This window comes from Brevundimonas sp. AAP58, from assembly GCF_001295975.1.
Classification (GTDB): domain Bacteria; phylum Pseudomonadota; class Alphaproteobacteria; order Caulobacterales; family Caulobacteraceae; genus Brevundimonas.
Window position 1 is genome coordinate 1 of sequence record NZ_LJHU01000058.1, and the last position, 16,050, is coordinate 16,050.

Here is a 16,050-nt window from a genome sequence, read left to right on the forward strand (position 1 = left end):
GAAGGGTTGGGTGGGGGTGGAGGCAGGATGTGTCGGATGTTGCTCGGAGACTCCTACTGAGTCTTCGGGGCTTGTCTGTGATGCCGTGCCTCCACCCCATCCCCGGCCCTTCCCCCTCGAGGGGAAGGGAGAAGAGAAGGCTATGCGGTCGCCGGGCTTCAGCCGCTTGCCGGGCTTCATGAAGGCGGACCAGACGTCGGGCGCGTCGCGGTGATGCAGGGTGGCCTCGACCTCAACCGTCAGGGGCTCCCCGTCCGGCCCGAGGCGGGTGCGCACGCCTGACAGGCGGGCGGGGATGACGCGGGTGTCGTTGAAGACGAGGGCGTCGCCGGGCTGGAGCAGGTCGGGCAGGTCGCGGACGATGCGGTCGTCGAGCACGCCGTCGCGCACGACCAGCAGCCGGGCGCTGTCCCGCGGCTCGACGGGACGGAGCGCGATGCGGTCCTCAGGCAGGTCGAAGTCGAAGTCGGCGGTCTTCATGGGTGGGGGCTAGGCCATGCGCCGCTGAAGGAATCAACAGCGGGGTGACATTCCACCGCAAAGTTGACCCGCTGGCCCGCAACCGCCAAACCCGCGCCCATGCTGACCGATCTCGTCTCCCTGGCCCGCGAGGCCAAGTCCTGGCCGTTCGAACAGGCGCGCGCCCTGCTGAACCACGTGCTGAAGAAGCGGCTGTCGGACGCGGAGCGGGACGCGGCCAGGCTGCTGATCGATGCAGGCAAGGCCGACGAGGCCCTGGCCACGTTCGAAGCGCTGAACCGGCCGGTGCTGCTGGAGACCGGATACGGGCCGTCGGGGCTGCCGCACATGGGCACCTTCGGCGAGGTGGCGCGCACGACGATGGTGCGAAACGCCTTTCGCGCGCTGACGGGGGATCATTGGGCGACGCGGCTGGTGGCGTTTTCGGACGACATGGACGGGTTGCGGAAGGTTCCGGAGGGCGTGCCGAACCCGGAGATGCTGAAGGAAGACCTGCACCTGCCGCTGACGAAGGTGCGCGATCCGTTCGGGACGCACGACAGCTTCGGGTCGCACAACAACGCGCGCCTGCGGGCGTTTCTGGACAGCTTCGGCTTTGACTATGAGTTCATGAGCTCGACCGAGACCTATCGGTCGGGCCGGTTCGACGCGACGCTGCTGACGCTGCTGGAGCGGTTCGACGCCATCATGGCGATCATGCTGCCCACGCTGGGCGAGGAACGGCGGGCGACCTATTCGCCCTTCCTGCCGATCAGCCCGGTGACCGGCCATGTGCTCCAGGTGCCGACGCTGGAGCGGAACGTCGCGAAGGGCACGATCGTCTTCGACGACCCGGCAGGCGGGCGCACCGAGGTTCCGGTGACCGGCGGCCATGTGAAGCTGCAGTGGAAGCCTGACTGGGCCATGCGCTGGACGGCGCTGGACGTCGATTACGAGATGTCGGGCAAGGACCTGATCGAGAGCGTGCGCGAGAGCGGCAAGATCTGTCGTGCCCTGGGCGGCGTGCCGCCGGAGGGCTTCAACTACGAGCTCTTCCTCGACATCGAGGGCAAGAAGATCTCCAAGTCCAAGGGCAATGGCCTGACGATGGAGCAGTGGCTGCGCTACGGCACGCCCGAAAGCCTGAGCTGGTACATGTTCCAGAGCCCGAAGTCGGCCAAGAGCCTGCACTTCAACGTCATTCCGCGCGCCATCGACGACTATCTGAGCTTCATCGAGCAGTACCGGACGCAGGAGCCAGCCAAGCGGATCGACAACGCCGTGTGGTCGATCCACGCGGGCGATCCGCCGGAGGTCGCTTCGCCGGTGTCGTTCGCGCTCTTGCTGAACCTGGTCGGCGTGGCCAATGCGTCGAACAAGGACCAGCTGTGGGCCTATATGGCCAAGTATCTGCCCGAGGCGACGCCGGCGAACGAGCCGGTGCTGGATCAGCTGATGGACCGGGCGCTGAACTACTACGAAGACTTCGTGCGGCCGACGAAGGCGTATCGGGCACCGACGGATGTCGAGGCGGCTGCGTTGCTCGATTTGGCGGAGCGGCTGAAAGCCCTGCCGGCGGACACGACCGATGGGGAGACGATCCAGAACGAGGTCTATGCGGTGGGCAAGGCGCACGCCTTCGAGCCGCTGCGGGCGTGGTTCCAGGCGCTGTACGAGGTTCTGCTGGGCGCGTCGCAGGGGCCGAGGTTCGGCTCGTTCGCCGCGATCTATGGTCTGCCTCAGACGATCGAACTGATCGAGGCGGGGGCGCGGGGCGAACTGGCGGGGTAGGAAGCCCCGGGGCTCAAGGCGCGAGCGACCGCGTCTTGAGCGGTATCCTGCGAACATGAACCGAAAACAACAAGCCGTTCAGCGGAGCCGTAAGCGGCGTCAGGCATTGTGTCCTGCATCGACGAACCTCGATGACAGGAGAGAGACATGTCGAAGATTGTGAACACCTCGCTGGCGACGGCCGCGGCCCTGGCCGCTCTCGTCACCGCCGTCCCGACCGCCTCGATGGCCCAAGCCAACGGGATCACCAACTGCGACGCCCCGGGCGGCCGTCAGCAAGTCGGGGCCGCCATCGGCGCCGTTCTGGGCGGCATCGTGGGCTCCAACGTGGCCCGCAACGAGCGCACGCTCGGCACCGTGGTCGGTGCCGGTGCCGGAGCGGCGGCTGGATCCTACATCGGCTGCAACCAGCAGCGCGCCCGGGCCAATGCCCAGGTGAACAGCTCCGGTGCCCAATACCGCGCGGCGACCAACCTGCGCATCCGCTCGGGCCCCGGCACCAACTACCGCCAGGCGGGCAGCCTGTCGGCCGGTCAGCCCTTCACCGCCATCGGCTCGCAGGGTGAATGGGTCCAGATCGCCGGTGGCGGCTGGGTGAACGCCCACTACGTCCGGCCCTACTAAGGCATAGACTCGGGGCGACGTCTTCGCCCTGTGGAGCAACTGAAACCGGAGGCCGTCCCGCAAGGGGCGGCCTTTGGCCTATGCGTTACTGACTGACCCATAGGATCCGGGACATCCAGGCGATGTCGGATCGAAGCAGGTCTCGGGGCGGATAGGCGGGGTTGACGGACAGCAAGGTGACGTGGTGCGTCGTCAGGGTGCCGATTTCCTTGGCCAGGGTCTCTCCGGAACGGGTGCGCACGACGACCCGGTCTCCCCGTTTGAAATCCGCGCGATCTCGATCAACCACGATACGGTCGCCCTCACGATACAGCGGAGCCATGGAGTCGCCGCAGATTCGGAGGCTGAACAGACTGTCGGTCGGCGCGGGCAAGCCGGTCTGCTCCCAGCCTTCGCCGGTGGGCAGACCGGCATCGTCGAAGAAGCCATCCTGACCCGCCTGCGCCATGCCGATCAGAGGAGCGGTCGCAACCCTTGGCGCCGCGTCTTCTGCAAGGGCCGCGAACTCGGCAAGGGTCGTATCGGTGACCTCGAGAATGCGATTCAAGCTCTCTGTCGAGGGCCAGCGCGGCCTTGGTGGATTGCCAGGACCGAAGCGTTTGGAGGGGTTGAGAGCCGTCGGATCGAGGCCTGCCCTTCGTGCCAAGCCCGAGGGCGACAGTCCTTCGCGTCGAGCCAGACCATCAAGCGCGGACCAGAGGCGGCGATGAGACAGGGGCATAGCTGGACGACTCGCGAGCGCCAGCCGTTCTAGCCTGGCCACGGCTAGGAATGAAAGCCTACTCCAGCCCCGCCGCTCGACGATCCTGCCAAGCCCAGAAGGTTCCGACGCCAATCGCGAGCAGGATACCGTAACCGGCAAGGTTCAGGACTGTGTAGAACGCTTCCATCGATGCGGCCTTCGCGAGCGGAAAGGCTATGTGAGCGGTCAAGACGACCAGCTGGCAAGCCGCTGCCCAGATCGGCCAGGACCGCCTATACCGCCAAGCCAGACCAGCGAAGACAGCCAGCATGGCGATGTCGAGGATGAACAGCGGCCACTGAAAACCAACATAAAGATAGCCATCTGGCTGAATCAGCATAGCCGCCATCCAGCCCAGTACCCAGGCACCCATGGCGAAGCGTTCGGACTCGCCGCCTTTCCAGAAGGCAAACACGCCAACCAGCACCGCCGGAAGCAGGCCGATCTGGGAATAAAGTGTGTCCAGCATGAAAATGCCCCCGCGCCGAAGGCGACGCGGGGGCATGATGCTTCGAGTCTTCCTTACGGACTACTGAAGCCCGTGAAGGTTACCGCGAATTCAGGCCGCGCGGTGGTCGTCGAGATTGGTCACGCCCGGAGGACGGCCGGCGTCCCAGTCGCCTGTCTTGTCCAGGATGCCGACGGCGTAGGCACCGAGGCCCAGACGACGGTGATCCTTGGCCAGCTCGTGGTGGCAGGCCACCAGAGCCTCACGGGCTTCGGACAGGGCGGCGATGGCGGCCATGGCCTTGGCTTGCGAGTCCGCGCCGACGGTCGGCGACAGTTTCAGCATCGTGCGTGCGCCGATCATCGACTGAACGAGCGTGGTGGCCTGGGTGATGGCGGCATCAACCGCAGCCTCGGTAGTGTGCAGCTCATTCGCCACGCCGTGGACGACTTCCTTGCGATCCATGAGTAACCCCTTTCCCAACAGAACAGATGGTAAGGGAAAGGTTAACACGTCTAAAGCGAAACCGATAGCGTTTTGTTAACTTCCCGTGAGATCGACGAGGTGACGCCGCCGCCGGCGGGTGGGTTGTCTTCGGGTTTGTCGAGGATTCCGACCGCGGCGGTATCCAAGCCCATCTTGCGGGCGAGGGCGGCGAGGGTGTTGTGCGTTTCGACGATGCGGGCTCTAGCTTCGGCCAAGGCCGAGATTGATGCGGCGGCTGTATCGAATGCACGTTGTCCGGACACTGCCGACAGGTACGCCTCGGTTCGCGCGGCTGGAAGAAGCGCGGCAAGGTGAGCGGTCTCCGAAAGGGCGACATCGATCGCTGCCTCGGCCGAGAACAGCCGTTTTGCGACGGCCTCACTGATGGTCTCTCTGGTCATGTTGCTCCCTCTCTGGCTGAGCGCCATGCCGGAATACAACCAGCAGTCACCCGTATTTACAACCCTCGGTTCTCGTCCAGTGAGAAATGAGCGGTCAGGCTGGCGATCGGCTGGGCAGGGTCGTCTTGCCAGGCCTCGGCGAGAACATGGGCGACGCGGCGGCCTGCGCGCGAGATCCTGGCACGGGCGTGCACGTCCTGCGGGCGGCCGGAGCGCAGGTAGGCGGTCGTGACTGTGATCGGGCGCGGCAGGCGCAGACGCGGCCAGATCAGCGACACCTGGGCGATGGCGGTCAGCTCCAGCATCGCCGCGGTCGAGCCGCCGTGCAGGGCCGGGAGCAGGGGATTGCCTATCAGGTGGTCGGCGAAGGGCATGGTGACGGTCAGGGCGTCGCCGTCGCGTTCTGTCTTCAGGCCCAGGAAGCGGGCGTAGGGGAGGGTGTCGAGAAGGTCGCTCACGCCGCGCGCTCCGACTTCAGGTTGGCGCCGATGCCGCGCCCGCCGTCGGAATCGATGACGTAGGTGGATTGGGCGGCGGCGACGGGGTCCTTTGGGTCGCCTTCGAAGGCCCATGCGCGGACGAAGCCGATGGTGCGAGTAATGCGGTAGCAGCGCGCCTCGGACAGCAGGTCCACGCGCGGCCGGGCGGCGCGCATGTAGTCGACGCGCAGATCGAGGGTGGCGATGGGGCGAAAGCCGCCGAGCGCGACCCAGACGGCCAGACCCCCGACGTGATCCAGCATGGCGGTGACCAGGCCGCCGGCGAACACGTCAGTCTCGGGATCGCCGACCAGATCGGGCCGCCAGGGGGTCCGGAGACGGACCCGGTCGCCGTCGACGCCTTCGTACTTAAAGCCCAGCGCATGGGTGTGGGCGGCGCCCGACGCCAGTTGCGGCAGGATGTCGGTCAGGAACGGATCGCTCATGAGACCGTCCTTATCGGGCGCGATTGGCGGCGCAAGCGGCAAGGGCCATATCGGAACCGATGTTCAAGCCGGAAGACCTGCTGCGGCCCACGCCGGCCGGGCTGTATTGCCCGCCGGGGGATTTCTACGTCGATCCCGTGAGACCTGTTCCGAGGGCCGTGGTGACCCATGGACATTCGGATCATGCGCGGTCGGGGCACGACGCGGTGCTGGCGACGCGGCAGACCCTGGCGATCATGGCGGAGCGCTATGGTGACGACTTCACCCGGCTACGCCAGCCGGTGGAGTACGGCGAGACGGCGTCTCACAACGGCGTGGCGATCCGGCTGGTCCCGGCGGGGCATGTGCTGGGGTCGGCGCAAGCCGTGATCACCTGGCAGGGCCTGACCATGGTGGTGTCAGGCGACTACAAGCGGCGGCGCGATCCGACCTGCGCGCCCTTCGAGCCCGTGCCTTGCCATGTGTTCATTTCGGAGGCGACCTTTGGCCTGCCGGTGTTCACCCATCCGCCGGACAGCGAGGAGATCGGACGGGTCATCCAGTCGCTGGGTCAATTCCCGGATCGGGCGCATCTGATCGGTGCCTATGCGCTGGGCAAGGCGCAGCGGGTGATCCGGCTGCTGCGCGAGGCAGGGTGGGAGCGGCCGATCTATGTGCATGGCGCGCTGGAGCGGCTGAACCGGCTGTATGAGCGCGAGGGCGTCGATCTGGGGCCGATCCTGCCGGCGACCGGGCTGAAGAAGGACGCCCTGGGGGGAGAGGTGGCGATCGGGCCGCCGTCGGCCATTCAGGATCGGTGGGCGCGGCGCTTCGCCGATCCGGTGCCGGCCTTTGCCAGCGGCTGGATGCTGGTCAAGGCGCGGGCGCGTCAGAGGGGGGTGGAGCTGCCGCTAGTCATCTCCGACCACGCCGACTGGTCCGAGCTGACGGCCACCTTTCTGGAGCTGAAGCCTGAGGAAGTGTGGATCACCCACGGGCGAGAGGAAGGCCTGCTGCGCTGGCTGGAGCTGAACGGCATGAAGGGTCGGGCGCTGCGGCTGGTGGGCTACGATGAGGAGGATGACGCGGAGGCCGAGGCCGCGTGATCTTTCAGGCGACCCGGGTCAGGCGGATGTCCACCTCCCGCTCGACGTAGGTCCATTCCGGCGTGGCGTGCAGCCGCACGAGCAGGGCGTCGAAGGCGGCCTCGTGCTCGGGCACGAACTCGAACCAGGTCAGGAAGTCGAAGGGTTCGCCGAGGTCCCGCGAGTGGTGCAGCCGCCGCGCGATCTGGGGCAGGTAGTCCATGCCGATGGCCGTGTGACGCGACTGTTCCTCGAGGATGTCGCGGCGCTCGTCCTGGGCCAGGGCCCACCAGGCGTCGGATTTCCGGACGGGGATCAGGGCGGCCCGGGTGGCTTCGGGACGATCGAGGCCCGCCTGACGTGCCCGCAGAGCCGTGACCTCGACCCGATTGGCGTAGCGGACGTTGCTGGTCGTGCCCGCCAAGGTCCAGACGCCCAGCTTCGCTGGGACAGGGCCCTCAGAGACGGCGAGGCGCGCGGCCGGGGCCAGGGAGTCGCCGATCACCGGCTGAACCTGGGTGATCTCCCAAGCCCCCTCGTCTCCGGCCGTGAAGCGGACTGTGAAGGACGAGTTCATGCGATGGCCTCCGGACGCCGGGAGCTACGCCGGGCGCGATGCGGAGGTTTCAGCACTAGTCGTTGAACGGCGCACCGAGTTCAAAGCGCCAGGCGTCGATCGCGGCGCGCATGGGGGCGCGGGCCTTGGCCTCGGTCTCGGCGTATTCGGCCGCGGGGTCAGAGTCGGCGACGACGCCAGCGCCGGCCTGGACGAAGACCTTGCCGCCCGCGAACAGGGCGGTCCTCAGCACGATGCAGATGTCGGCCTCGCCGCCCGCCGAGATGTAGCCGACGCCGCCGCCATAGCCGACGCCGCGCTTTTCGGCTTCCAGTTCGTCGATAATTTCCATCGCTCGGACCTTGGGGGCACCGGACAGGGTGCCGGCGGGAAGCGCGGCCAGCAGGGCGTCGACGGCGTCGAGGTCGGTGCGGGCCCGACCCTCGACGTTGGAGACGATGTGCATGACCTGGCTGTAGCGTTCGACGACGAAGCTCTCGGTGACCTTGACGCTGCCCGGCGCGGCGACGCGGCCGACGTCGTTGCGGCCCAGATCGAGCAGCATCAGGTGTTCGGCACGTTCCTTGGGATCGGCCAGCAGCTCGGTCTCCAGCGCCTTGTCGGCCTCCGGCGTCGCGCCGCGCGGGCGGGTGCCGGCGAGCGGGCGGATGGTGACGCCGCCGTCCTTCAGTCGCACCAGGATTTCCGGGCTGGAGCCCGCCAGCTGGAAGTCGCCGAAGTTCAGGAAATAGAGGTAGGGCGAGGGATTCTGGCGGCGCAGCGAGCGGTAGAAGGCGAAGGGGTCGCCGCCATAGGGCGCGCTGAAGCGGTGGCTGAGCACCACCTGGAAGATGTCTCCGGCGGCGATGTAGTCCTTGGCCCGGGCGACCAGCTGGCCATAGCCCGCGCCGTCGACCGGCGAACGGAAGGCGGGAGCCTCGGCGGGGGAGGCGGGCGCGCGGTTCAACAGCGGGCGGCGCAGGGCCGCTTCGAAAGCGTCGAGGCGGGCTTGCGCGGCGGCGAGGTCGCGGGGGGAGTCGCCACCGGGCCAGACCGGGGCCATGACCACGATCTCATGCAGGACGGAGTCGAAGACGGCGATGACCGAGGGGCGGGTCAGGACCGAGTCGGGCAGGCCGACAGGATCGGGATTTGGGGCTCCGAGCGGCTCGAGCAGCCGCACCATGTCGTAGCCGAAGACGCCGAACAGGCCGGCGGCCATGGGCGGCAGACCCTCGGGGATGTCGAAGCCGGTCTCGGCGATCAGGGCGCGCAGACTGTCGAGTGCGCCCCCGGGCTGGGCCGTGAAGCGGCCAGCCGCGATGTCGGGGCCCCGCGCGATCTCGGCGGCGTCGCCGTGGCAGCGCCACACCACGTCGGGATCGAGCGTGATGATGGAATAGCGGCCATTGAGCGCGCCGCCTTCGACGGACTCCAGCAGGAAGGCGTGCGGGCGACCCCAGCCGACCTTCAGATAGGCCGAGACCGGGGTCTCCAGATCATCGACGATTCGCCGATGAACGAGCGCTGGACGGCCCGCGTTCAGGGCGGCGAGATGGGCCTCGCGGTTCGTGTCGGCGTCGTCAGCTGAACTCATTGCGCCGGAGCGGCGGGCGCGGCGGCGCCCTCTTCAGCCGGGGCGTCGACGCCCAAGGCCTGAAGCGCCAGGGCCGGGTCGTTCTCGGCCTTCGAACGCGCGGCGGCGGCGTTGACGAGGAGCTCGCCGATTCCGGCGACGAACTCATCGGCGATGCGGGGGCGGATCTGGTCGGCGAAGGGCGCGCTGGTCGTGGCATTGGCGGCGCGGATCGCGTCCACGCGGCCGACGACGAAGCTGGTCTCCGAGGCCGGGCCGGTGAAGACCTGGTTGCGGCCCTGGCCGAACAGGCCGCGCAGCACGCCTTCGCCCAGGTCGCTCTGGGCCTCGGCGTTCTGCTGGACGTTGGTGCGCGTGTTCAGCGTCGCGCCGGCGGAGGTCGCGACGGCGGCGATGTCCTCTCCGCCGCGCACGCGGGCGGCGAGGCGGTCGGCCAGCGCCGACAGGCGACGGGCGTTCTCGCGCTGGGTCCAGCGCTCGGCCAGAGGCTCACGTACCTCGGCCAGGGCCGGCAGGGCGGCGGGTGTGATCTCATCCAGACGGACGACGAAGTACTGGCCCTCACCAGCGTCCACGACTTCGCTCTCGGCACCTTCGGCCAGCGAGTAGGCATTCTGCAGGATCTGGGGCGGCGCGTTCAGCGGCTGGCCGTCGGGCAGGCGACCGTCCTGGGTGAAGGGCGGGAGCTGGACGATGCGGGCACCGACCTCCTGGATCGCCTGATCCAGCGTCTTGCCTTCCGAGCGGGCGCGTTCATAGGCCTCGACGCGTTCGAACACGCGGGCGCGGGCGTCTTCCAGCTGAAGCTCCTGCACGACGGCGTCCCGCACGCTTTCCAGCGTCGCTTCCTGGCCCGGCGTGACACTGGTCAGCTTGGCCACGGTGAAGCCGATGCGAGCCTGAATCGGTGCGGAGACCGCATCGGGTTGGAGGCCGAAGACGGCGGTGGCGACGGCCGGGTCGGCGACAGCGCTGCGCGGCTGGTCCGTATAGGGCACGGCCTCGATGTTGTTGGCTTCGGCGACGGCCTGGGGCGACTGACCGGCGCGAAGCGCGGCCGCGATGCGGTCCGCAGCCGCGCGGTCGGCGACGGTCAGGGTCACGAAGCTGCGCCGCTCGGGCGTCGACAGGGCCTCGCGACGGAAGTTGAAGCGTTCGACGATCCGCTCTTCGGAAATCGCGGGGCGGGGCGCGTTCGGCGCGTCGGAGAAGACGATGACGGAGGCGATGCGGAACTCCGGGCGGCGCAGTTGGGCGGCGTTCTCGCTGAGGAAGGCCTGGAGCTGAGCGTCCGTCGGCGGCGGCGTGGTGCCTGCCATGGTCTGGGTCACCGTGAACCAGCGGCCGTCGCGGGTCTCGAAGGCGCGGGCGGCGACCAGGGCGCCGTAGACGCGCGGCGCGCGCAGGCCGGCGGCGATGGCGGCGGCGAAATGCTCGCTGACGGCCGTGTCGCGGAACTCGTCCTCCAGCTGGATCGGGGTGATGTTCTGCTGGGCCAGCATGCGCTGGTAGGTCGCCTCGTCGAAGCGGCCGGTGATCTGGTCGAAGAAGGCCGGGATTTCGCGAATGCGGTCCAGCACGAGAGACTCATCGATGCGGATGCCGACCTGATGGGCCCAGTTCAGGAAGCCGAGGCGGCGAGTCTGGCTTTCGAGGTACTGGACGTGAACGCCCGCGTTGACCAAGTCCTCCAGCGTCACCGGGCGGCCCTGCTCCTGTTGCTCGTTGCTGCGGATGCGATCGAAATCGGCGCGGAACTGAGAGGGCGTCAGGGAGCGTTTGCCCGCGTCGATGACGTTCCGGGGCCCAAGGTTGCCGAAGATGTCGGCCTGGGTGCCGCCGACGATAGCGAAGCTGAGGATCAGCAGCGCGAACAGGGCGACCGCCCAGGGGGACTTGGCGAAGGCGCGGAAGCCGGAAATCATCGAATGCAGGTCCGAGAGACGAACGGCGAAGAGCGCCACCCGCGCCTATAGGGGAGGGGACGGCGGGGCCGCAAGCGCCGAGCGGGCGGCGGGCTTGGCAGGGAGAGCGCTGCTGCCTAGGAAGGCCCTATGAAACAATCCGTGAAGATGATCGTCGGGAATTGGAAGATGAACGGCCTCGCGGCCGATCTGGCGCAGGCGGAAGCCTTGAAGGCGGCGCTGGCCGAGGCCCCCAGCGCGAACCGTGTGGGGCTGTGCTTTCCGGCGACCCTGATCGCCGAGGCCGCCTGGCGGCTGAAGGGCGGAGCGGTCGAGGTCGGGGGGCAGGACTGCCATGCAGCGGCGTCGGGCGCCTTCACCGGCTCGGTGTCGGCCGAGATGCTGACGGACGCGGGCGCGTCGCTGGTGATCGTCGGCCACTCGGAGCGGCGGGCGGGCTTCGGCGAGACCGACGCCGACGTGGCGGCCAAGGTCGAGGCGGCGCTGCGGGCCGGGCTGGAGCCGATCGTGTGCGTGGGAGAGACCCTGGATGAACGCGACGCCGGGCGGGCGGTCGAGGTGGTCACGGGGCAGGTGGCGGGGTCACTGCCGGACGCCCTGCGGGGCCAATCCTTCGCGGTGGCCTACGAGCCGGTCTGGGCCATTGGCACGGGACGCACGCCCACGGTTGATCAGGTCGCGGAGATGCACGCTGCAATCCGGGGGGCGCTGGTTGAGCGGTTGGGCGCGGAGGCGACGCCGATCCTCTACGGCGGCTCGGTCAATCCGAAGAACGCGGCGGAGCTGCTGGCGGTCGCGGACGTCGGGGGTGCGCTGGTCGGGGGTGCATCGCTGAAGGCGGACGACTTCCTGGCCATCGTGCGTGCGGCTTGAGCCGCGTTGCTCCGCCTCCGCAACGATGATAGACGCCGCCGCTTGATCGGCGGAGGCCTCCGCCACACATAAGCGTCGCCATGCTCCAGACCATTCTCCTTGTCGTGATGATCCTGATCTCGATCGCCCTGATCGCGGTCGTGCTGCTGCAGCGGTCCGAAGGCGGGGCGCTGGGCATGGGCGGCGGGCCGTCGGGCTTCATGACCGCGCGCGGGGCGGGCAATCTGCTGACCGTGACGACGTGGTGGCTGGGCGCAGCGTTCGGTGCCTGCGCCATCGCCCTGACCATCGTCGGCAACGTCGAGCGGTCGAACCAGTCGGTCGTTGACGCTGATGCGCTAGGCTCCATCGCCGTGGGCTCGGCCGCCCCGACCGAGACCGCTCCGGCCCAGACGGCGCCTGCGCCTACCGCTCCAGCCCAGCCGGCGGCTCCTTCGCTCGACGATCTGGAAGCCAGCCTGCCGACGGTTGGACAGGCTCCGGCCCAGCCGGCTCCGGCCAACTAGGTGACGGCGGGCCTCGCTCCCGCCGCCTCTTCCGCCCTCAGTGCCTCCGCCGCCCAGCCGTCGGGCGCATCGGAAACATGTTTTCAACAGACGAACCGCCGATCGCCCGCCGGGACGCGACCGAATCGGCCGTAAGGTGACCCCCCGTGGCTAGATATGTGTTCATCACGGGCGGGGTGGTCTCCTCCCTGGGCAAGGGGCTGGCCTCGGCGGCCCTCGGGGCCCTGTTGCAGGCGCGCGGATACAAGGTCCGGCTGAGGAAACTCGACCCCTATCTGAACGTCGATCCGGGGACGATGAGCCCCTATCAACACGGCGAGGTCTTCGTGACCGACGACGGGGCCGAGACCGACCTGGACCTCGGTCACTATGAACGGTTCACCGGCGTCTCGGCGGCGAAGTCGGACAACATCACGACCGGCCGCATCTATTCGACCATTCTGGAGAAGGAGCGGCGTGGCGATTATCTGGGCGCGACCGTGCAGGTCATTCCGCACGTCACCGACCAGATCAAATCCTTCTGCCTGACGCCGGCCCTGACCGACGACGGGGAGGAGGTCGACTTCGTCCTGGTCGAGATCGGCGGCACGGTCGGCGACATCGAGGGCCTGCCCTTCTTCGAGGCGATCCGTCAGCTGGGGCAGGACCTGCCGAGGGGACAGAGCTGCTTCGTTCATCTGACGCTGCTGCCCTTCATCAAGACAGCCGGGGAGATGAAGACCAAGCCGACGCAGCACTCGGTCAAGGAGCTGCGGTCCATCGGCATCCAGCCCGACATTCTGCTGTGCCGCTGCGAACAGCCCATCCCCGAGGACGAGAAGCGCAAGATCGGCCTGTTCTGCAATGTGCGGCCGTCGGGCGTCATCCAGGCGATGGATTCGGCGGATATCTACGCCGTGCCGCTGGATTATCACCGCGAGGGTCTGGACCGTGAGGTGCTGGCCCACTTCGGCATGACCGACGCGCCCGAGCCGGACCTGTCGGGTTGGGAGGAGATCGTCGATCGCCGCCTGCGCCCGGACGGCGAGGTCACCGTGGCCGTGGTCGGCAAGTACACGGTGCTGAAGGACGCCTACAAATCCCTGATCGAGGCCCTGCACCACGGGGGCGTGGCCAATCGGGTCAAGGTCAACATCGACTGGGTCGAGGCCGAGACCTTCGAGGGCGACCACGAGGCTTGCAGCGCGCGTCTGCAAGGCGCGCACGCCATCTTGGTTCCCGGCGGCTTCGGCGAGCGCGGGGCCGAGGGCAAGATCGAGGCAGCGCGTTTCGCGCGCGAGCACAACATTCCCTACTTCGGCATCTGCTTCGGCATGCAGATGGCGGTGATCGAGGCGGCGCGGAACCAGGCGGGCTTCCCCAAAGCGTCATCGACGGAGTTTGGCCCGACGTCTGAGCCCGTCGTGGGCCTGATGACCGAGTGGACCCAGGGCAATCAGCGCGTGCTGCGCCAGCAGGGCGGGGACCTGGGCGGCACCATGCGGCTGGGGGCCTATGACTCGACGCTCGCGCCGGGGTCGAAGATCGCGGAGATCTATGGCACCAACGCCATCAGCGAGCGGCACCGCCATCGCTATGAGGTCAACATAAACTACCGCGAGGCGATCGAGGCCAAGGGTCTGGTGTTCGCGGGCCTGTCGCCGGACGGCGTCCTGCCCGAGACCGTCGAACGCACGGACCACCCATGGTTCATCGGGGTGCAGTATCACCCGGAGCTGAAGAGCCGGCCGTTCGCGCCGCACCCGCTGTTCGCCAGCTTCATTGGCGCGGCCGTGGTTCAGAGCCGATTGGTCTAGGATCGGCCCAGCTCAATGAGCTACGGCTGATATCTCTGGTATCGGCTTAAGACTTGCACGTTCTGGACTCGGTGCTCCGGGAGTCCAATCTGGCTGCCGGGAAAGCGGGTTGCTACGGGTTCGGCGTCTCACGCGGCAAGACCGGATCGGCGACCGTCCCGTCCGGGTTCGCCTGATCGTTCGACTCGTTCGAAGACCCGGGCACCCCGGCGCCGGGTTCGGGCGGAGAGCCGACGCCCGGCTCGATGGGCGCGGCCCCCTCGGGCGCGGTCGCGTTGGTGTCCGGGGCTGTCTCGGTCTCCTCGGACTGAGAGCATGCGGCGAGCGCGAGGACGACGGCGGGGAGGGCAAGGGCGGTGCGGCGCATGACGAGTCTCCGGTTCGCAGACGACAATCCCGATACCGTCGTTCGGGTTCCAGCGGCCGCTGCGGCGCGATGGCCGTTGCCACCTCGCGGCCGGTCGCCTAGGTCCGGCCCATGAGCCTCGAACCCGTTCCCGACACAGCCGCTCGACCCGATGAGGCCCGAGCCTACCGCGACGCGCTGGGGGCCTTCGCGACGGGTGTCTGCGTGGTCACGGCCGACGGGCCGGACGGACCGGTCGGCATCACGATCAACTCCTTCACCTCGGTGTCGCTGTCGCCGCGTCTGGTGCTGTGGTGCCTGGACGAGCGGTCCGAGCGTCACCCTGCCTTCGCCGGGGCCGACCGCTTCGCCATCCATGTACTGGGAGCCGAGGGGGAGGGAACCGCGCGCCGCTTCGCCAAGGGTAACGGGCGGATGGCCGACGACGAGTTCACGCGCGTGGCCGGGCAGGCCCCCGTCCTTTCGGGCGCGTCGGCGCGGTTCGAGTGCCGGACGCACGACCGGGTTCATATGGGCGATCACCTGATCCTGGTCGGGGAGGTCGAGGCCTATGAGGTCACGGGCGGAGAGACCCTGACCTATCACCGGGGCCGTTATGGCCGGGCGGGGAGCGCGGCGGCATGAGGATCGGGTTCGCCGGGCTGGGCGTGATGGGCGGGCCGATGGCCCGGCATCTGGTCGCCGCGGGCCATGATGTGGCGGGCTACAACCGCTCTGCGGCCAAGGCGCGGGCCTGGGCGGACGCGCATGGCGGCCGGTTCGCCGCAACGGTGGCGGAAGCCGCCTCGGACGCCGATCTGTTCGTGCTGTGCGTCGGCAACGACGACGACGTGCGCCAGGTCGTGGGTGAGGCTCTGACGGTGCTCCAGCCGGGCGCGGTCATCGTCGACCACACGACGACCTCGGCCAGGGTCGCTCGGGAGATGACGGCGGCCTCGGAGGCCAGGGGCGTCCGCTTCATCGACGCGCCGGTATCCGGCGGACAGGCCGGCGCGGAGAACGGCCAGCTGAGCGTCATGGCCGGTGGCGACGCCGAGGCGCTGGAGCGGGTGCGACCGGTGCTGATGGCCTACGCCAAGGCGATCCAGCACATGGGGTCTTCGGGCGCGGGACAGCTGACCAAGATGGTCAACCAGATCGCCATTGCGGGCGTCGTCCAGGGCCTGGCCGAGGCCGTGCATTTCGCGCAAGCCGCCGGGCTGGACACCGACCGGGTCTATGAGGCGATCTCCAAGGGCGCGGCCCAGTCCTGGCAGATGGACAACCGCTGGAAGACGGCGGCCAAGGGCGAGTTCGAGTTCGGCTTCGCCGTCGACTGGATGCGCAAGGACCTCGGTCTGGTGCTGGACGAGGCGCGGGCCAACGGATCGCAGCTTGCGGTCACCGCCCTGGTCGATCAGTTCTACGCCGAGGTGCAGGCGATCGGAGGATCGCGTTGGGACACGTCGAGCCTGAAGGCGCGGCTCAAGCCAACGAGCCGGTAGCTGCCG

The 16,050-nt window shown here is 68.4% G+C and carries 19 protein-coding genes; 8 read left to right on the forward strand and 11 right to left on the reverse strand.

Going from position 1 to position 16,050, the window contains the following annotated elements; translation table 11 throughout:
• The coding region (locus IP78_RS08260; RefSeq protein WP_197272416.1) for an S-adenosylmethionine:tRNA ribosyltransferase-isomerase at positions 1-480 on the reverse strand (480 nt) is incomplete at its 3' end.
• Positions 481-579: 99 nt separating this feature from the next.
• Here IP78_RS08260 and IP78_RS08265 point away from each other — a divergent pair.
• Complete coding sequence (locus IP78_RS08265; protein WP_054111213.1) at positions 580-2,250, forward strand: lysine--tRNA ligase; 1,671 nt, start codon at positions 580-582, stop codon at positions 2,248-2,250.
• A 147-nt stretch (positions 2,251-2,397) separates the two neighbouring features.
• Positions 2,398-2,874 (forward strand): SH3 domain-containing protein, encoded by a 477-nt coding sequence (locus tag IP78_RS08270; protein ID WP_054111214.1) that lies wholly within the window; start codon positions 2,398-2,400, stop codon positions 2,872-2,874.
• 85 nt (positions 2,875-2,959) lie between these two features.
• On the opposite strand, the gene IP78_RS08275 is transcribed toward IP78_RS08270, so the two are convergent.
• From IP78_RS08275 to IP78_RS08300, 6 genes are all read right to left on the reverse strand, one after another.
• Entirely contained in the window at positions 2,960-3,421 is a 462-nt protein-coding gene (locus IP78_RS08275; protein WP_231680959.1) for a helix-turn-helix transcriptional regulator, read from the reverse strand.
• A gap of 232 nt (positions 3,422-3,653) precedes the next feature.
• Positions 3,654-4,085, reverse strand: coding sequence for a hypothetical protein (locus IP78_RS08280; protein ID WP_156320337.1), 432 nt, complete (start codon positions 4,083-4,085; stop codon positions 3,654-3,656).
• A gap of 90 nt (positions 4,086-4,175) precedes the next feature.
• Complete coding sequence (locus IP78_RS08285; protein ID WP_054111217.1) at positions 4,176-4,529, reverse strand: hypothetical protein; 354 nt, start codon at positions 4,527-4,529, stop codon at positions 4,176-4,178.
• 50 nt (positions 4,530-4,579) lie between these two features.
• Complete coding sequence (locus IP78_RS08290) at positions 4,580-4,951, reverse strand: hypothetical protein (RefSeq protein ID WP_054111218.1); 372 nt, start codon at positions 4,949-4,951, stop codon at positions 4,580-4,582.
• Positions 4,952-5,007: 56 nt separating this feature from the next.
• Positions 5,008-5,409 (reverse strand): PaaI family thioesterase, encoded by a 402-nt coding sequence (locus IP78_RS08295; RefSeq protein ID WP_054111219.1) that lies wholly within the window; start codon positions 5,407-5,409, stop codon positions 5,008-5,010.
• Positions 5,406-5,876: a PaaI family thioesterase gene (locus IP78_RS08300; protein ID WP_054111220.1), complete on the reverse strand. Its 471-nt coding sequence runs from the start codon at positions 5,874-5,876 to the stop codon at positions 5,406-5,408. Before IP78_RS08300 ends, IP78_RS08295 begins: the two co-directional genes overlap by 4 nt.
• A gap of 59 nt (positions 5,877-5,935) precedes the next feature.
• Between IP78_RS08300 and IP78_RS08305 the strand changes: the two genes are divergently transcribed.
• Entirely contained in the window at positions 5,936-6,961 is a 1,026-nt protein-coding gene (locus tag IP78_RS08305) for a ligase-associated DNA damage response exonuclease (protein ID WP_054111221.1), read from the forward strand.
• Positions 6,962-6,965: 4 nt separating this feature from the next.
• Here IP78_RS08305 and IP78_RS08310 read toward each other — a convergent pair whose 3' ends face one another.
• Genes IP78_RS08310 through IP78_RS08320 form a run of 3 tightly spaced genes read right to left on the reverse strand, consistent with a single transcriptional unit; the run spans position 6,966 to position 11,057 of the window.
• Entirely contained in the window at positions 6,966-7,517 is a 552-nt protein-coding gene (locus IP78_RS08310; protein WP_054111222.1) for a chlorite dismutase family protein, read from the reverse strand.
• Between the two features lie 55 nt (positions 7,518-7,572).
• Entirely contained in the window at positions 7,573-9,093 is a 1,521-nt protein-coding gene (trpE, locus tag IP78_RS08315; RefSeq protein WP_054111223.1) for an anthranilate synthase component I, read from the reverse strand.
• Positions 9,090-11,057 (reverse strand): peptidylprolyl isomerase, encoded by a 1,968-nt coding sequence (locus IP78_RS08320; protein WP_231680960.1) that lies wholly within the window; start codon positions 11,055-11,057, stop codon positions 9,090-9,092. Before IP78_RS08320 ends, trpE begins: the two co-directional genes overlap by 4 nt.
• Before the next feature lie 90 nt (positions 11,058-11,147).
• Here IP78_RS08320 and tpiA point away from each other — a divergent pair, with 90 nt between their 5' ends.
• The 3 genes from tpiA to IP78_RS08335 all read left to right on the forward strand — a co-directional run bounded on the left by tpiA (position 11,148) and on the right by IP78_RS08335 (position 14,193).
• A complete protein-coding gene (tpiA, locus tag IP78_RS08325) occupies positions 11,148-11,891 on the forward strand; it encodes a triose-phosphate isomerase (RefSeq protein WP_054111225.1) in 744 nt (247 codons plus the stop codon).
• 80 nt (positions 11,892-11,971) lie between these two features.
• Positions 11,972-12,397, forward strand: a complete 426-nt coding sequence (gene secG, locus IP78_RS08330) for a preprotein translocase subunit SecG (RefSeq protein ID WP_082384916.1) — start codon at positions 11,972-11,974, stop codon at positions 12,395-12,397.
• Between the two features lie 146 nt (positions 12,398-12,543).
• Entirely contained in the window at positions 12,544-14,193 is a 1,650-nt protein-coding gene (locus IP78_RS08335) for a CTP synthase (RefSeq protein WP_054111227.1), read from the forward strand.
• A gap of 112 nt (positions 14,194-14,305) precedes the next feature.
• On the opposite strand, the gene IP78_RS08340 is transcribed toward IP78_RS08335, so the two are convergent.
• Positions 14,306-14,560: a hypothetical protein gene (locus IP78_RS08340; protein ID WP_054111228.1), complete on the reverse strand. Its 255-nt coding sequence runs from the start codon at positions 14,558-14,560 to the stop codon at positions 14,306-14,308.
• Between the two features lie 111 nt (positions 14,561-14,671).
• Between IP78_RS08340 and IP78_RS08345 the strand changes: the two genes are divergently transcribed.
• Positions 14,672-15,184 (forward strand): flavin reductase family protein, encoded by a 513-nt coding sequence (locus tag IP78_RS08345; protein WP_054111229.1) that lies wholly within the window; start codon positions 14,672-14,674, stop codon positions 15,182-15,184.
• Positions 15,181-16,044 carry an NAD(P)-dependent oxidoreductase gene (locus IP78_RS08350; RefSeq protein ID WP_054111230.1) on the forward strand — a complete coding sequence of 288 codons (864 nt, stop codon included), beginning with the start codon at positions 15,181-15,183 and terminating at the stop codon, positions 16,042-16,044. The genes IP78_RS08345 and IP78_RS08350 overlap by 4 nt, the downstream gene beginning before the upstream one ends.
• Positions 16,045-16,050 lie beyond the last annotated feature (6 nt).

What these genes read in the sequence shown, in the direction of transcription:
- IP78_RS08265 (WP_054111213.1), top strand. Translation starts at nt 580, where the DNA reads ATGCTGACCGATCTCGTCTCCCTGGCCCGCGAGGCCAAGTCCTGGCCG.
- IP78_RS08270 (WP_054111214.1), top strand. Translation starts at nt 2,398, where the DNA reads ATGTCGAAGATTGTGAACACCTCGCTGGCGACGGCCGCGGCCCTGGCC.
- IP78_RS08280 (WP_156320337.1), bottom strand. Translation starts at nt 4,085, where the DNA reads ATGCTGGACACACTTTATTCCCAGATCGGCCTGCTTCCGGCGGTGCTG.
- IP78_RS08285 (WP_054111217.1), bottom strand. Translation starts at nt 4,529, where the DNA reads ATGGATCGCAAGGAAGTCGTCCACGGCGTGGCGAATGAGCTGCACACT.
- IP78_RS08290 (WP_054111218.1), bottom strand. Translation starts at nt 4,951, where the DNA reads ATGACCAGAGAGACCATCAGTGAGGCCGTCGCAAAACGGCTGTTCTCG.
- IP78_RS08300 (WP_054111220.1), bottom strand. Translation starts at nt 5,876, where the DNA reads ATGAGCGATCCGTTCCTGACCGACATCCTGCCGCAACTGGCGTCGGGC.
- IP78_RS08305 (WP_054111221.1), top strand. Translation starts at nt 5,936, where the DNA reads ATGTTCAAGCCGGAAGACCTGCTGCGGCCCACGCCGGCCGGGCTGTAT.
- IP78_RS08310 (WP_054111222.1), bottom strand. Translation starts at nt 7,517, where the DNA reads ATGAACTCGTCCTTCACAGTCCGCTTCACGGCCGGAGACGAGGGGGCT.
- trpE (WP_054111223.1), bottom strand. Translation starts at nt 9,093, where the DNA reads ATGAGTTCAGCTGACGACGCCGACACGAACCGCGAGGCCCATCTCGCC.
- tpiA (WP_054111225.1), top strand. Translation starts at nt 11,148, where the DNA reads ATGAAACAATCCGTGAAGATGATCGTCGGGAATTGGAAGATGAACGGC.
- secG (WP_082384916.1), top strand. Translation starts at nt 11,972, where the DNA reads ATGCTCCAGACCATTCTCCTTGTCGTGATGATCCTGATCTCGATCGCC.
- IP78_RS08340 (WP_054111228.1), bottom strand. Translation starts at nt 14,560, where the DNA reads ATGCGCCGCACCGCCCTTGCCCTCCCCGCCGTCGTCCTCGCGCTCGCC.
- IP78_RS08345 (WP_054111229.1), top strand. Translation starts at nt 14,672, where the DNA reads ATGAGCCTCGAACCCGTTCCCGACACAGCCGCTCGACCCGATGAGGCC.
- IP78_RS08350 (WP_054111230.1), top strand. Translation starts at nt 15,181, where the DNA reads ATGAGGATCGGGTTCGCCGGGCTGGGCGTGATGGGCGGGCCGATGGCC.